We start from the raw sequence: 16,192 nt of genomic DNA, 5'->3' as shown, positions 1-16,192 counted from the left end.
ATCGGGTACTTTTTACCTACTTCTAGCGAAGAAAAAGGATTTACTGGCTTAATAAATTATATATTAATTTTTCAAAACAGATATAAATTGAACAAAAACAATATACTATATGGTATTTTTTTCGTAATTAAGTAAAATTTCTTAGCTTTGAACTACTTGAACCAAACGAGAGGCGCATGCCCTATTTGCTACTGGTTGCATTTCTTTTCGGTAGTCACAGACAAGCGGAGGCAAAAGAGGACAGTTTAACCAACACCAAAGAAAACAAGGTGCTTGGCATCGGTCAGGATTACGGTACCGAAAAACGCACCCTGGAATTGCCTGTAAGCAGCTTTGAAGAAAAATTAAAACGAGATACAACCTGGTTAAAAATTGGCGGGGCGTTTCGTTTGAATAACGTCTATGCCCACTACGAAGGACAGACTTTTCCCTTGGGAACTTTTTTACGAAACGAATGGACCTGGGATACCTGGCGGGTCAATGTAGACGCTTACAGTGAGGGCATTCAGCTTTCTTTCGAATACCGGTTTTATCCCACCTTCAACACCCATTTCCTAAAATACGGTTGGCTGGGGTACCAGCTGAGCAACGATACACAGCTGAAAGCGGGTATTACCCAGGTTCCTTTTGGCTTATTGACGTACGCATCGCATAGCTGGTGGTTTCAATTGCCCTACTACCTCGGCCTGGAAGACGATCACCAAATGGGGGTCCACTTCGCCCACGATACGGATAGCTGGCGTTTGGATGCGGCCTATTTTCTTTTGGCCGAGCCAAGGGGGACCAATGAAGCGACTTTCGGCGCTTTTTCTACGGCCAGGTACTCCTACGACGTGGTTCCGATCCCGGGCAATGCCAATATTGAGCGGCATCAAGTCAACTTGCGGGCTGTGCGCAAGTGGTCGGGGCAGGAACTGGGTCTATCCCTGCAGCGGCATGAATTGTACAATTTGCAAACCGGCCACAAAGGCTCCCAATGGGCTGTCTCTGTCCACCACGAAGGAAATTGGGGTCCCTGGAACCTGAAGGCAGAAGCCATTTATTATGCCTACAGTGATGTGAGAAACGATGCAGGAGAGGTACTGGACGTGGTACAAATGGGGGCATACGGTTTTGGTACCTACGATGTGGCCAGCCGTGCGGCGCTCTATGTACTGGGATTGGCTTACGATATACCGATGCAGTGGGGGCCGGTGCGGTCCATTCAGTTGTACAACGACTATACCCTTATGCAAAAGTTGACCGAAGTGCCCGGTGGTCCTGCTTTTACCTTTCGCAATTCCCAGCAAAACGTCTTCGGCGCCCTGGTTTCTGCCGGACAGGTATACACGTATTTTGACATTGCCATGGGCTACAACCATCCCTGGATAACCGACACCTTCGGTGGCAACGCTCTGGGAAGCGGCAGGGGGGTCGATTTCCGGCAGCCGGTTTCGGACCTCAATCCTACCGATACGGATCCGGGTTGGAATACCCGATTAAACATAAATATTGGCTACTATTTCTAACGAAAACAACCTTATGAAAAACAAGTACTTCGACATACATGCACCGGTTTTTTGGCCTTCAGTGGTTTTGATTATCTTGTTTATCACGGTCACACTTTGGGTGGGCGAACCGATGGCGGAGGTTTTTGCCTCCAGTAAGACCTTTATTACCGATAAAGCAGGTTGGTTATTCATCATCGCAGTCAATGCTTTTATCGTTTTCTGTTTTTATCTGGGATTTAGTAAGTATGGCTCCATCAGATTGGGCGGGAAAAATGCCGAACCGGAGTTTTCTACCGGAGCCTGGTTTGCCATGCTGTTCAGTGCAGGTATGGGTATCGGGTTATTGTTTTGGGGGGTAGCCGAACCGGTCTACCACTATGCCATTCCTCCCTATGGGGAAGCCTATTCCCTGGCTGCTGCCGAAAGATCCATGAACCTTACATTTCTTCACTGGGGCTTCCACGCCTGGGCCATCTACGCGGTGGTGGGCCTTTCATTGGCTTTTTTCGCCTACAACCGGAAATTACCGCTCACCATCCGCTCTGTGTTTTACCCCTTGCTGGGAGAACGAATGAATGGTTGGATGGGCAACGTGATTGATGTTTTGGCGGTGCTGGCAACACTTTTTGGACTGGCTACCTCATTGGGATTGGGCGTGCAGCAGGTAAGTGGGGGCTTGTTTTATCTCTTCGGCATTCCCAATACGGTGACCGTGCAGGTACTCCTGATTGCAGGAATCACCTTAATCGCCACCATCTCGGTTGTTTCCGGGATCGACAAAGGAGTAAAATTTCTCAGCCAGTGGAACGTACGGATTGCTGCGATCTTGTTGGTATTCGTGTTGATCGTTGGACCCACGCTTTTTATTTTCCGTTCGTTTGTCCAAAACATGGGAAACTACCTGGGGAGCATCCTGGAGGTGTCTACCTGGACCGAAGCCTACCGGGACAATGGCTGGCAGGGAGATTGGACCGTTTTTTACTGGGCCTGGTGGATCTCCTGGTCTCCTTTTGTAGGCATGTTTATTGCGCGGGTTTCCAAAGGGCGAACGATACAGGAGTTTATTTTTGGGGTATTGTTGGTACCGACCCTGCTTACCTTTTTGTGGTTGACGGCGCTTGGGGGAACCGCCATCTTTCTCGACATGCAGGAGGGAGCGCTGACGGGCAGTCATGCATTGGCGGAAACGATTACAGGCGATGTGTCCATCTCCATGTTTGTGTTTCTGGAAAACTTCCCCTTTAGTGGCATTGGGTCCATCATTGGTATCCTGTTGGTAACCAGTTTTTTTGTCACTTCTTCCGATTCCGGATCATTGGTGATCGATAGCATTACCGCCGGGGGTAAATTGGACGCTCCGGTAGGGCAGCGCATTTTCTGGGCGACCACCGAAGGTGCAGTCGCGGCCGTATTGCTTATTGGGGGAGGGCTGACGGCACTTCAGACGGCAGCGATTACTACGGGACTTCCCTTTTTGGTGATACTTGTGTTCATGTGTTATTCCCTGTACAAAGGACTGGGTCAGGAGCATGCTCGGCTGAGGCAGTTTGACAAAGACCTGGACCGGGCGTCTTACGAAAAACGATTGTCGGATGTGATCATGAAAAAACTCAACAAACAAAAGAACTGATGCGTAAACTAAGCACTATTGGATTATTTATTGACCTCTCCGATCTGGACGTACTGTTGCTACAGTACATCAAAAAATTAGACGAAGTATTTCAATTTGAGCGGCTGACGCTGATTCATTTTGTGGCGCTGGAGGAAGTATCCAAAGAAATAGGCGATATGTTGCCCTATCTCGACAAATCCCTGGATGAAATTTTGGAGGAAGAGGTCCTGGAAAAGGTCGTCGAAGTATTCGGCGAACAAAAAAGCAGCATTCAGGTAAAAATCTACTCGGGCGGGCAGTTGGACCAACTGGTAGAATGGGTGGATGCGCAGAAATTTGACCTGGTCCTTCTGGGGAAAAAGTCGGTTCATGGAGGTACTGGAGTATTTAGCAGCAAAGTCCTGCGGCTAACCGCTTCCGATACCCTGTTCATACCCGAGACGGCCAAAGCACGCATCGAGAAAATCGTATTGCCGCTGGATTTTTCAGACTATACCGAGGGCCTGGTCTCGCTGACCAAGTCCCTGGCTGCACACACGGGAGCATCGATTTTGCCGGTGCACGTGTTGAAGGTAGGCAGGCAATATTTCCCTTACATTCGCAAGCCTTCTGAATTTCACGAGGCCTTGCACAAGAAGGCAATTTCCCACTATCAGAAACTGAAAAAGAAGGAAGGACTTCCCGATAGCCTGGAAATCATTCAGGGTCAGGATGAGCCGGTAAGCCGCAGTATTTACGATTATGCGATTCGTAAAGGGGCCGATTTGATCGTGCTGGGAAACAAAGGCAAGACCGACGACGATACCCTGCTGATTGGTTCGGTAGCCGAGCGAATGATCGCGTCGGATAAGCACTTACCAGTATTGATTGTGAAATAATGCTTTTTTCCAAAAAAAGTTTTATAGCTTCGTTCCCGTAAACCAACCCGTTTCGGAGGCCTATGCAAGCGGAAATAAAGATTGCCGTGTTGATTGATGCAGACAATGTCCCATCCAATCAAATCAAAGAAATGATGGAGGAGGTAGCCAAGTACGGCAATCCCACCATCAAACGCATCTATGGAGACTGGACCAGGCCGCAACTGGGCAAGTGGAAAAACGTTTTGCTGGAAAACGCCATTAATCCCATTCAGCAGTACGGGTACACTTCCGGCAAAAACGCCACCGATTCGGCGATGATTATCGACGCCATGGACATTCTTTACACCGGGCGGGTGGATGGTTTTTGCCTGGTGTCCAGTGACAGTGATTTCACCAAGCTGGCGACCCGTCTGCGAGAAGCCGGCTTATTGGTAATCGGCATGGGAGAAAAGAAAACGCCCGATCCCTTTATCGTCGCCTGCGACAAATTTATTTACCTGGAGATCCTGCAAAAAGAAAGCGAGGGGCAGGAGGACAGCAAGGAGAAAGGCAAACCCAGACCCCAGGTCGATAAAATCAACCCCAAGCTGATTCAACTCATTTCTTCCACCATTTCGGATCTGGCCGATGACGACGGTTGGGCCTTCATGGGAGATGTGGGAAACCTGCTGCAAAAAAAGCAGCCCAATTTTGATTCGCGAAATTACGGCTTCCAAAAATTGACGCCCCTGATCGGCTCCATCAATAAATTTGAGGTAGAGCAGCGGGAAAACCAAAAAGGAAAATACAAACTAATCTACGTACGCAACAAAAGTTAAGGTTTTTTGTCCGAGCCAGTCTTGGGTAAGGAGAAATAAAAGGTCGTACCCTCGCCGGGCTTGGACTGTAGCCCTATTTTCCCTTCCAGACTATCCAAGATCTTTTTTACAATGGCCAATCCCATGCCGGTACCTTCGTACTCGTCCTTTTGGTGTAGTCGTTGAAAAATCACGAATATTCGTTCGAAGTATTCCGGATCGATGCCTATCCCATTGTCCGTTACCCGAAAAAACCATGTGTCCCCCTGATCTTCACAACTCAGGTGTATCTGCGGCGGGATGTTTTTTTTCGCGTATTTGAGCGAATTGCCGATGAGGTTTTGCAGGACCAGAAAGAGAAAACTGTGGTGGCTGACGATTACCGGAAGCGGGCCATGGCTTACCGTAGCATCTAGCCGGCGGATTTCTTGGGACAGCGTATGAACGACCTCGTCAAAAAGCCGTTGCAGGTCCACCGCTTCAATGGGGTCCTTGCCCGGGTGGATGCGGGAGTATTTTAACAAATCCAGAATTAATTGGCGCATGCGCGAGGCACCTTCTACGGCATGGCGGATATAGGTCTTTCCCTTTGCGTCCAGTTGGTCCGCATACCTTTTTTCCAACAGTTGCATAAAGCCGGTCACCATGCGTAAGGGTTCCTGCAAATCATGCGAGGCCACGTAAGTAAAATGTTCCAAATCGTTGTTTTTTGACTTTACTTCGGAAAGGGATCGCTTCAGGGCATCCTTTTGCTGTTCCAATTTGGTTCGGAGCAGGTATTGCTCGCGCAAACTTTCCTGCAGTCCCTTAAACAATTTTGGAATCAATACCACGAAGACAGCATTGAGAAAGATCAGGTTGGAAGAGATGGCGATCCATGACTGTATGTCTAAAGCAGCTGAAAAACGACTCTGTAGGGGAGCACCCATGTATATCAGCCCGCCAAAGAAAATGCAGGTAGCCCCGTTCAAATACAAGCCCATCCATCCGGCATTGGCCGGCAAAACCAGAATTATAAAAACCGAAACGGCCAACAGATACAGCAGTCCCGGACCAAAATTGCCCAAATAATAGATGAGAACGACACCAATGCCATAGATGATGCCAATAAACACCCATTTTCGAACGATCAATGGGATACCAGGGACATGCGCAATCAGTAACAATCCGATGACGGCCAGGATATCCGCGAAAAGCAGGCCCGTATGGGAAGTAATGTACGAGAGGTAAACCCCCGGAATCAACGCGATGCTGCATAAGGGAATGATAAACAAGAGCGTGGTAACAAAAAGGTAGTTTTTCCAGTAATCCAGCGGATCCTGCGGTCGAAAAGCCTCCGCGCACGTCGTAAAAACATGTCGTCGGTACCTGTCGAGAAACCTATTGGTAGCAGTTGTGTAGGTGCGATTCTGTGTTTCCATGGGTTATTCGTAGCTGTTTCTGCCTGCCAAAAAAAGTGGTAAATCCCGGCACTTTATTTAAGAATTAAAACTAAGCAATAAATTTTATTTCTCCATGATTCTCAGCGGACGATCAACCGAAAACCAGTATCGCCCGGTTACTCCTATCGGGAAGAAATCCTGTCTGCCCGTAGATACTAGTCATTGTTGGTTTCATTTTTGTACCTTGGCATAAAATACAATCCCGTGAAAAGTAACATTGGAACCGTATCTCTTTTGGTGGCCATTGGTGGTTTCCTTTCCCTTGAGGCGGGGATTCATTTTGGCTGGCTGGAAGGTCCTCTTTGGCGCATTTTGGCGACGGGTTTTGAAGCCGGTACCATCGGAGGTTTGGCAGACTGGTTTGCGGTAAGTGCCTTGTTCTACGAGATACCCATACCCTTTGTCCGCCGACACACCAATATTATCGTCAAAAACCGAGAAAAATTGACCGAAGGAATTGTGGAACTGGTCACCACCAAATGGTTGTCTCCGCAAGTGCTTCGCGAACGGCTACAAGGCTTGTCCATCGCCGACTCGCTGCTGCGCTCCCTGGATGAACCGGCTCAGGTGCAACGGCTCATGGATTTTATGCGCTGGCTCCTTCTTCGTGTTTCCGGAGAGCTGGATCATCCGAAACTGGCGATTTTTATCCAAAAAATCAGTAACAATCAGCTGCGGGAAGCGGATATTGCAAGCCCATTAGGTGCCTGGCTCGAGGATGCGGTCAGGGAAAAACGGCACCATGAACTCCTACAAATGGCTTTGGGTCAATTTTCCCTTTCGCTTCAGGAACCCGAAACCCGGGAATTGTTACTAAAAAAATTGAGCAGTGCCCTCAAGCAATATGCCCAGCGGGACTGGGTGAAAAAATCCGCGGTTTGGTTGGGGCAAAAAACCGGAGGGATTGATCCGGAACTGCTCACCGACCGGCTGATAGATCTTGCGCTAGTGCTGATGGAGGAAATACGGAACGATCCGGACCATCCCCTTCGCGAAAAGCTGGACGAGTACCTGTTGGAGTTAGCAGCCAATCTCAAAAATGGAGAGCAGCAGACGCTCTCCTATCTGGAACGGTTGAAGCAAAACCTGCTGCTCAACGATCGGTCACGCGTCCTGATCCAGCAGTTGTTGGACCGGCTTAAAGCGGGGTTTCAGGACCAATTAACGGACAACGACCGGCCCCTGATGCACGTGATTCACCGGCAGTTGCTTCGCTTTCTGGATGAGCTGCGCAACGACCCAACCAGCCGTGGGCAATTCGATCGGTGGATAGGGTCAACCGTGATGTCGCTGGTAGATCGGTACCATCACGAACTGGGGGCCATGGTACGGAGCAGCCTGGGAAGACTGGATGACAAGGGAATCATGCTTCAGATCAAGGATAAAGTGGGAAACGACCTGCAATACATCCGGCTGAATGGCGCGGTAGTAGGAGGCCTCGTCGGCATTGGGATCGCCCTGATTCGCTGGCTGCTCCTTTGAGCGGGAAAATGGGTCATTTTTTTGCAAATCGGCGGGATTTTTTCCGCACGGAGGAGGATTTGTTGCCGGGGGTTTTGATCCCGGCCAAAATACCTTATTTTTAAGGTAAGTTTCAGGGAACAGGCAAGTAGCCGGAGCTGGGTACCGATGCTGGATTGCCGGTGAAGCGTTCCGTTCATCGTATAGAGGGTTTTGCTGGCCTGCTCCGCCGGAAAGACCACTTGATGTAATCCCAGTGATCCGTTGGTGCGTTTGTTCCTGAAAGTCAATTTACGCAGTGATCCAATCTTCCCGCCTATGAGCCAGAAAGTCGCAAAAATCGAAGAATTACCTCCCTCCGAGGTGTTGGAGGAAATTCGCTCGCTAAATCAGGTACTGGATGAGGTACTCCCCTTCAAGAAGCTGGACCACAATATCTTAATTGCCACCTGGAACATCCGGGCTTTTGGGGGACTGACCGAAAAGTGGGAGGCAGGGGATGCCGATTCTCCCAAACGGGACCTGCATTCCCTGCTGGCCATTGCGCAGATCATTTCCCGGTTTGATATCATCGCCATACAGGAACTGAAGGGGGACCTCAAGGCCTTTCGGCACATGTTAAAGGTTTTGGGAAATCATTGGAGCTTTATTCTAACCGATGTTTCGGGAGGCGATGAGGGAAATTCCGAAAGGCTGGCATTCTTATTCGACACCCGAAAAGTTAAATTGTCCGGACTGGCTTGTGAATTGGTGGTGCCCAATGAACAGGTGACCGGGATAAAAGAAGGGGCTTTTTCCCGGCAGTTTGCCCGAACGCCCTATGCCGTGGGTTTTCGGGTAGAGGACAAAACCTTCGTGCTCGTGAGCATGCACGTGCTCTACGGCAATACCCCCTCTGACCGGGAGGGTGAATTAAAGGCCATTGCCGAATGGATGAGCGATTGGGCCAGCTACATGCATTCCTTTGATCAAAGCCTGGTGTTGTTGGGTGACTTTAACATCGACCGAATCGGCGATCCCCGGTACGAAGCATTTGTGTCGACCGGTCTGAAAGTTCCCGAAGATTTATGGCAGGTTCGCCGGACCCTGATCGACCATCAGACCAAGTTTTATTCGCAGATTGCCTGGTTTGAAAACCACGCACAGATCCCCCAATTGTCCATTCAATACCTGCACGGAGGGGTTTTTGATTTTGGCCCCTACCTGCTGAAAAAGCGGGATTTGACTCCCTTTCAGATGAGTTGGCGCATATCCGATCATTTGCCGCTTTGGGCGGAGTTTTCCACGAAAAGCTAACTTTTTGATAAGTTTCGGTATCTTTACCTAGCGTTAAACATTTCAAATTATGGTTAGACCGTTTTTTATTTTTGGCATACTGCTGTGGTGTTTTGCCTGCGGCGAAAAATCTCCGGAAAAAGCAGACGCCATAAAAATCAACCAGATTCAACTGATCGGGAGTCACAATAGCTACAAGCTACCCGTACCGGAAGGAATCATGGCCCAGCTTCAGTCAGAAAATACCGAATTGGCTGCCGGGTTGGATTACAGTCACCCGCCCGTTTGGGAACAGTTGGCTATGGGTTTGCGGTTACTGGAGTTGGACCTGTACCGCGATCCGGAAGGGGGACGGTTTAGCCAACCGTTGGGACAGGACTTTCTGGAAACCGAGGCACTGGATTCAGTCAAAAAGGCGGCTTTTGACCGGCCCGGATTTAAGGTTTTCCACGTGCAAGACATCGATTATAACAGCCACCATCCCTTGCTGGTGGATTACCTGGAAGAGATGAAGCGTTGGTCTTTATTGCATCCCAACCACCTGCCGGTATTTATTACCGTGAATGCGAAGGATGACAATTACCCCGAAAGAGGCTTGACCGAAGCATTGCCTTTTGATGCCCCATCCTTTCGGGAATTGGACCAAATTTTGCGGGAGGTATTGGGCGCGGAGAAACTGCTGACCCCAACCGAGGTTACTGGTTCGCATCCGGACCTGAAAACGGCCGTTACCGAATCCGGTTGGCCCTCCCTGGATTCAGCCCGGGGGAAGTTCATTTGGATCCTGGACGAAAAAGGGGAGAAAATGGAGGCCTACCTATCCGGGGCAAAATCTCCGGTGTTTTTTGTAACGGCCCCGGAATCGCATCCCATGTCGGGTATCCATATCCTCAACGATCCAATCGAGCAGCAGGATGAGATCCAATCCCTGGTAAGCAAAGGCTACCTGGTACGGACCAGGGCCGATGCAGATACCCGAGAGGCGAGAAGTAACGAGACCGTCCGAAGGGAAATGGCCTTTGAAAGTGGCGCTCAATTGATTAGCACCGATTATTACCTTCCGGATGTGCGTTTTGAAGGAGGGTATCAAGTGTCTTTTTCGGATGGAGGGTATTGGAGATGGAATCCCCGTTTTTCGGTAGCTGCCGTCAACACGGAGCTGGCAGAAGCTCCTGCAAGCCGGGTAGTCGTGCTGGACACGAAGACCTTTCACTTTGGCCGGGCGCATTTTGACCCATTGGTTCTGGACGTGCGCACTCAGCCGGAAGTGGACGAGGGCATTATTCCCGGTGCTGTACATATTGATTTTATGCAAGCTGATTTTGCAGATAAGGCAAAAAAATTAAAAAAAGACGAACCCGTATTCGTTTATTGCAAGGTAGGATCCAGAAGTGCCAAGGCAGCAGAGGAAATGAAAAACATGGGCTTCGAGAACGTATACCACCTGGAGGGAGGGATCGACGGGTGGACTGCAGCCGGTTTTCCGTTATCTCGCTAGAGGAGACCTGCAGGGCATAGGCAATGATTTTTGACAAGGTACTATGAAATTAAAAATAGTTCAGGAGGATCCCTGGTTGGAAGCGTACAAAGAGGAAATTTACCAACGCTGGGTACGGTTTCAGTTGTCCCGGGACGAATTGGTAAACGTGGCAGGGAGTCTTTCTGACTTTGCCAATGGGCACCACTATTTTGGGATTAATTTTGATACAAAACGGCATGGTTGGGTCTACCGGGAATGGGCTCCGGAAGCGGATGCCCTGTACCTCATCGGCGATTTTAATGCCTGGGATCGAAGCGCGCATCCCCTGGTAAAAGATCAGTGGGGGATTTGGGAAATTTTTCTTCCCTTCGAGGCCTACAAGGAACGACTGGTTCACAAAAGTTTGGTAAAGGTGCACGTTAAGGGTGGTAACACCTCGCTGGACCGTATCCCTGCCTACATCCGACGGGTGGTGCAGGATGAGGAAAGCAAGGATTTTTCCGGGCAATTGTGGTTTCCGGATACGCCCTTTTCCTGGACGGATCACGACTTTTCCCCGACGTATCCCATCGATGGCCCGCTTATTTACGAATGCCATGTGGGAATGGGACAGGAGGAAGAAGGGGTAGGAAGCTACACCGATTTTGCGGATAACATCCTGCCAAGAGTAAAGAAGCTGGGGTACAATGCCATTCAGCTAATGGCGGTAATGGAGCATCCCTACTACGGCTCTTTCGGCTACCATGTTTCCAATTTTTTCTGCCCTTCCAGTAGGTTTGGCACGCCCGAGGACTTAAAATACCTGGTCGATTCCGCACATGCACTTGGGCTTGCCGTGATCATGGATGTGGTTCATTCCCATGCCGTTCAGAATGTATCGGAGGGGCTGAATGCCTTTGACGGATCCGATCACCAGTACTTTCATGCTGGACCCAGGGGCTACCACGAAGTCTGGGATTCCAAATTGTTTGACTATGGAAAATGGGAAGTGAAGCGTTTCTTACTTTCCAATCTAAAATATTGGCTTGAAGAATTTCATTTCGATGGGTTTCGCTTTGACGGTGTTACCTCCATGCTTTATTTTCATCACGGGCTGATTACCTTTGATCATTTCGAAAAGTATTTCCACAAGGACGTGGATTGGGATGCCATTAGTTACATGCAGCTGGCAAATGCACTGATCAAAGAGGTCAAGCCGGGAGCCCTCTCCATCGCCGAAGAGGTGAGCGGCATGCCGGGGCTCTGCCGAAAGCCGGAGGAAGGAGGCATCGGGTTTGACTACCGCATGGCCATGGGCATTCCTGATTTTTACATCAAAATGTTAAAGGAAAAGCCCGATGAAAGCTGGGATATTTTGGAGTTTTGGAAGGAATTGAGCGACCGCCGATACAGGGAAAAGACGATCGCTTATGCCGAGTCGCACGACCAGGCTTTGGTAGGCGATAAATCCATCGCCTTTTGGCTCATGGATAAGGAAATGTACTTCCACATGCAGGTGGATGATCCGAACATCATTATTGACCGGGGGATCGCACTGCACAAGCTTTTTCGCTTGTTTACCAGTAGCCTGGGTGGAGAGGGGTATCTCAATTTTATGGGGAATGAATTTGGCCACCCCGAATGGATCGATTTTCCCCGCGAGGGTAACAACTGGAGCTACCAATACGCCCGCCGGCAATGGAGTCTGGCTGAAGACCCCAAACTGAAATACAAGTACTTGTTGCGTTGGGATCAGGCCATGATTCACCTATTGAAAAAATACGGCATTTTGCCTGCTGCATTTGCGGAGCAGCTCCACGCAGATCCGAAGAATAAAGTGCTGATCTACCAACGAGCCGGTTTGGTCTTTGCCTTTTCCTTTCATCCCGAAGCATCCATTCCGGACTACCAGTTTCGGGCGCCGGCCATGGGACAGTATACCCTTGTGCTCAATTCGGACGATCCGGAATACGGAGGATTCGGAAGGATTCAGGGAACGAAATCCTATTTTACCGATCAAAACCAACGCTTGAGCATATACATGACCAACCGTACAGCGTTGGTTTTTGCGCGGGTGGATGAATGACGGCCAATTTTTATTTGGTCATAAATACAAATTTGGTGAAATTGGGAAATAACTTATGGTGTTTCTTCTTTTTTGCTTAATATTGCGGGTAAATCGTTGAAAGTTAGCCTATGGCCATGAACATCGTGATTGCGGGAGCAGGGGATATGGGATATCACTTAGCCGAGCAACTGTGCTACGAAAACAAAAACATCATCCTGATCGACCTGGACAAGGATGTGTTGGACAATATCGGCTCCAGACTGGATGTGATGACCATCGAGGGAGACTCGGCCTCCATTGACGTTTTGAAAAAGGCCAATATACACAATGCGGAGTTGATGCTGGCGGTGACCACGTCCGAGAAAACCAATATTTGCGCCGCTGTACTCGCCAAGCAACTTGGGGCAAAAAAGGTGATAGCCCGGGTACGGAATCACGACTACCTCTATCCCGAAAATAAAGTGTATTTTGAGAATCTGGGAATCGACTCCATCATTTCCCCCTCCTTACTTTGCAGCAAGGAAATTTCCCGGCTCATGAAGCGTTCTACTTTTTCTGACGTTATCGAGTTTGAAGGGGGGAAATTAAGCGTGGTGGGAATTACCCTGGAACACGACTCCCCATTGGTAAACAAACGGCTGTCGGACACCACCACCGACCCGATATTCGAAGACATTCGGATCATCGCTTTGGTACGGGATCACCGGACCTTGATACCCCGGGGAGATACTTACCTCCGAAACAACGACCACGTTTTTTTTATCTCCAATAACAAGTCGGTAGATACAGTAAAAGAATTGGTACGGCACAAAGGCAAGGAAATCCATAGTGTGATGCTGATCGGTGGAGATGACCTAGCCTATTCCACGGCGCGGGAACTCGAACACGAGTACGGCATTACCCTGGTGCATAACGACAAAGAACGCTGCAAGTGGCTGGCCGAGCGGCTGGACAATGCCCTGGTTATCCACGGCGATTACAAAAATATCAACCTGCTGATCGAAGAGGGGCTGGAGACCATGGACGGCTTTTTGGCGTTGACAAACAGTTCGGAAACCAATATCATTACCAGCCTGAGTGCAAAAAATCACGGGGTATACAAAACCATCGCACACGTAGATACACGGGAATACATTCATATTTCCCATAGTATCGGCGTGGATTCCCTGATCAATAAAAAGCTGGTGGCAGCCAACCACGTAAGCCGCTACCTGACCAAAGGAAAAGTGGAGGCGGTTTCGGGCATTCATGGGGTGGAGGCCGAATTTGTGCAGTACCTGGTGAGCAAAAACAATCGACTTACCCGGCGAAACTTGCGGTCCCTTCATTTTCCGAATTCGGCCATCGTGGCAGGGGTGATTCGTGGAGAAGAAGTTTTTATTCCGGACGGGGATTTTCAGTTGCAATTGAACGACAAAGCCATTGTTTTTGGCCTTCCCGAAGCGAAGCCGGTCCTGGAAAAACTATTTAACTAATCATGATTCATTACAAGGCCATTCTAAAGGTAATGGGCGGATTAATGATGCTTTTGGGAATTCTTATGTTTCCCAGCATTGCCTTCTCGTACTATTACCAAAGCGGGGATCAAATCACCCTGATCGGTTCGGCCTTGATCTGCCTGGCTGTCGGCGGAACATTTTTTTATTCCTTTGCCAAGCAGGATCAAAACATCCGAAAGCGGGAGGGGTACATGATCGTAGCATCGAGTTGGGTGGTTATGTCGGTGTTCGGCATGATGCCGTATATTTTCAGCGGTAGTATTCCGGTGGTTTCCGATGCCATTTTTGAAACGGTATCCGGATTCACCACCACCGGCGCCTCCATCCTTACCGATATCGAACGTCTACCGGAGGGGATTTTGCTTTGGCGAAGCATGACTCAATGGATCGGAGGATTGGGTATCATTGTATTGACCGTTGCCATTTTTCCGCTGTTAGGTATTGGGGGGATCGAGCTCTTCGTTGCCGAGTCGCCCGGTCCCACCTCGGATAAGGTACATCCACGGATTCGGGAAACAGCCAAAAGGCTTTGGCTCATTTATTTTGGCTTGACACTTGCCCTGGTTGCCTTGTATTACCTGGAGGGGATGACGTTTTTTGATGCCATGAACCACGCCCTTACTACCATGTCAACCGGCGGTTTTTCCACAAAAAACGCAAGCATGGCCTATTTCGACAGCCCCGTGATTCATTATACCGCCATTTTGTTTATGTTTCTGGCCGGAACCAACTTCACCCTGTTGTATTTTGCCTTTAAGGGTAGGTTTCGCCGCATATGGGCCAGTGACGAATTCCGGGCCTATAGCATCTCTTTGATTTTGTTGATCTGTGGCATTGCCGCCGCCATGTACTACCTGGTGCCCGGCGAGGTGGAACCCACCTTTCGAAAGGCCATGTTTCAGGTAGTTTCCCTGGTGACGACTACCGGCTACGTGACAGCAGACTATACAGCGTACAGCAATGGGTTGACCATTGTTTTTTTTATGTTGTTGTTTATGGGAGCCTGTGCAGGTTCCACCAGTGGAAGCATTAAATTTATCAGGCATCTGACCTTTGTAAAAAATTCCACCCTGGAATTTAAGCGCATTGTTCATCCCCGCGCAGTGGTGCCGCTCAAAATAAACGGGGAACGGGTGACCGGAAAGATCATCACCCATATCATGAACTTTCTATTGTTGTACCTGATGATATTTGTCCTGGGATCCATTGTGATGTCCATTGCCGGGTACGATCTGATCACCTCCTTTGGGGCGGTGGCTACCTCGCTCGGCAACGTGGGGCCCGCCATCGGTCGGGTAGGACCCGTAGATAATTTCGCTTTTTTCTCCCCGTTTGCGAAATTATTTCTCAGCTTTCTCATGTTATTAGGAAGGCTGGAGTTGTTTACCATTTTGGTGCTCTTTACGCCCTACTTCTGGCGGGCCAATTAATCCCAAACCTTTTGCCCATGCATCCACCCATTATTGCTGTTTTTACTGCCCCAGAACTTGGTTTTCGGGGGAATCCTGCCGCTGTGGTTCGCTCCAAACATGCACTTACACCGGAACAAATGCAAGCCCAGGCACGGGAAATAGGCATGCCGGCGACCTCGTTTTTGCTGGAAGATGCAGATGGCAGCTATCGGGTGCGTTGGTTTGCACCGGATGCAGAAATTGCGCTTTGTGGTCATGGAGCTGCTGCTGCGGGTGTTTTTCTAGCCCAGCAAACGCAGGTCGAAACCGTCCTGCTGCAGTACAGCGGAGGCCAGATCGCCGTGAAGGTCGCAGGAAACCGGTTTGAGATGCGCCTGCATGCCATTCCGGTAACGGGGCAGGTTGCCGTACCCCAAGCCATAAAAGACGGACTCGCAATTCCGGTTTTGGAAATGTACCAAACCGAAAACAAGCACTTGATTTTGACCGATTCGGAAGCATCGGTAGCGGCCATGCAGCCGGATTTTGACCGCTTGCGTGAGTCCGATATTTTTGGGTATGCTGTGACGGCAAAAGGGGATACCGTGGATTTCGTGAGTCGGACGCTGGTCCCACACGTGCAGCAACTGGAAGACCATGCCACGGGCTCTTCTCATGCCCTGTTGGTGCCCTTCTGGGCACCAAAACTGGGCAAAAATCAACTGGTTTCCCATCAGTTAAGTCCCAGAGGTGGGCGGTTCTTCGCTGAATTAGCCAACGATACGGTGGTCCTTTCCGGAACCTTTGCCAGAGAGTAGGGCTGCCTGACAGCTTGGCA

The 16,192-nt window shown here is 49.5% G+C and carries 12 protein-coding genes; 11 read left to right on the top strand and 1 reads right to left on the bottom strand.

Going from position 1 to position 16,192, the window contains the following annotated elements:
- Nucleotides 1–176: 176 nt before the first annotated feature.
- The 4 genes from BMW71_RS18690 to BMW71_RS18675 all read left to right on the top strand — a co-directional run bounded on the left by BMW71_RS18690 (nt 177) and on the right by BMW71_RS18675 (nt 4,780).
- Nucleotides 177–1,508 (top strand): hypothetical protein, encoded by a 1,332-nt coding sequence (locus BMW71_RS18690; RefSeq protein WP_092177521.1) that lies wholly within the window; start codon nt 177–179, stop codon nt 1,506–1,508.
- A gap of 13 nt (nt 1,509–1,521) precedes the next feature.
- Nucleotides 1,522–3,120 (top strand): BCCT family transporter, encoded by a 1,599-nt coding sequence (locus BMW71_RS18685; protein ID WP_092177519.1) that lies wholly within the window; start codon nt 1,522–1,524, stop codon nt 3,118–3,120.
- Nucleotides 3,120–3,980 (top strand): universal stress protein, encoded by an 861-nt coding sequence (locus BMW71_RS18680; RefSeq protein WP_092177517.1) that lies wholly within the window; start codon nt 3,120–3,122, stop codon nt 3,978–3,980. Before BMW71_RS18685 ends, BMW71_RS18680 begins: the two co-directional genes overlap by 1 nt.
- A gap of 62 nt (nt 3,981–4,042) precedes the next feature.
- Nucleotides 4,043–4,780 (top strand): NYN domain-containing protein, encoded by a 738-nt coding sequence (locus tag BMW71_RS18675; protein WP_092177515.1) that lies wholly within the window; start codon nt 4,043–4,045, stop codon nt 4,778–4,780.
- On the opposite strand, the gene BMW71_RS18670 is transcribed toward BMW71_RS18675, so the two are convergent.
- Nucleotides 4,777–6,180: a sensor histidine kinase gene (locus tag BMW71_RS18670; protein ID WP_092177513.1), complete on the bottom strand. Its 1,404-nt coding sequence runs from the start codon at nt 6,178–6,180 to the stop codon at nt 4,777–4,779. The genes BMW71_RS18675 and BMW71_RS18670 overlap by 4 nt on opposite strands.
- A 225-nt stretch (nt 6,181–6,405) precedes the next feature.
- On the opposite strand from BMW71_RS18670, the gene BMW71_RS18665 reads away from it, so the two are divergent.
- The 7 genes from BMW71_RS18665 (at nt 6,406) to BMW71_RS18635 (ending at nt 16,172) form a co-directional block, all read left to right on the top strand.
- Nucleotides 6,406–7,683 (top strand): DUF445 domain-containing protein, encoded by a 1,278-nt coding sequence (locus BMW71_RS18665; protein ID WP_177179706.1) that lies wholly within the window; start codon nt 6,406–6,408, stop codon nt 7,681–7,683.
- Nucleotides 7,684–7,980: 297 nt separating this feature from the next.
- Nucleotides 7,981–8,958 carry an endonuclease/exonuclease/phosphatase family protein gene (locus BMW71_RS18660; protein WP_092177508.1) on the top strand — a complete coding sequence of 326 codons (978 nt, stop codon included), beginning with the start codon at nt 7,981–7,983 and terminating at the stop codon, nt 8,956–8,958.
- A 49-nt stretch (nt 8,959–9,007) separates the two neighbouring features.
- Nucleotides 9,008–10,435 carry a Ca2+-dependent phosphoinositide-specific phospholipase C gene (locus tag BMW71_RS23925; RefSeq protein ID WP_092177506.1) on the top strand — a complete coding sequence of 476 codons (1,428 nt, stop codon included), beginning with the start codon at nt 9,008–9,010 and terminating at the stop codon, nt 10,433–10,435.
- 43 nt (nt 10,436–10,478) lie between these two features.
- Nucleotides 10,479–12,482: an alpha-amylase family glycosyl hydrolase gene (locus tag BMW71_RS18650; protein ID WP_092177504.1), complete on the top strand. Its 2,004-nt coding sequence runs from the start codon at nt 10,479–10,481 to the stop codon at nt 12,480–12,482.
- Nucleotides 12,483–12,592: 110 nt separating this feature from the next.
- Nucleotides 12,593–13,939: a Trk system potassium transporter TrkA gene (gene trkA, locus BMW71_RS18645; protein ID WP_092177502.1), complete on the top strand. Its 1,347-nt coding sequence runs from the start codon at nt 12,593–12,595 to the stop codon at nt 13,937–13,939.
- Nucleotides 13,940–13,941: 2 nt separating this feature from the next.
- Nucleotides 13,942–15,393, top strand: coding sequence for a TrkH family potassium uptake protein (locus tag BMW71_RS18640; protein ID WP_092177500.1), 1,452 nt, complete (start codon nt 13,942–13,944; stop codon nt 15,391–15,393).
- Nucleotides 15,394–15,410: 17 nt separating this feature from the next.
- The gene (locus BMW71_RS18635; RefSeq protein WP_092177498.1) at nt 15,411–16,172 is read left to right on the top strand and encodes a PhzF family phenazine biosynthesis protein; all 762 of its coding nucleotides are present in this window, start codon (nt 15,411–15,413) and stop codon (nt 16,170–16,172) included.
- The last annotated feature ends 20 nt before the right edge of the window (nt 16,173–16,192 follow it).

The organism is Cyclobacterium xiamenense (assembly GCF_900109255.1).
Classification (GTDB): domain Bacteria; phylum Bacteroidota; class Bacteroidia; order Cytophagales; family Cyclobacteriaceae; genus Cyclobacterium; species Cyclobacterium xiamenense.
Note: the sequence above shows the minus strand (reverse complement) of the source record. Positions and strands in the feature narration are given on the sequence as shown.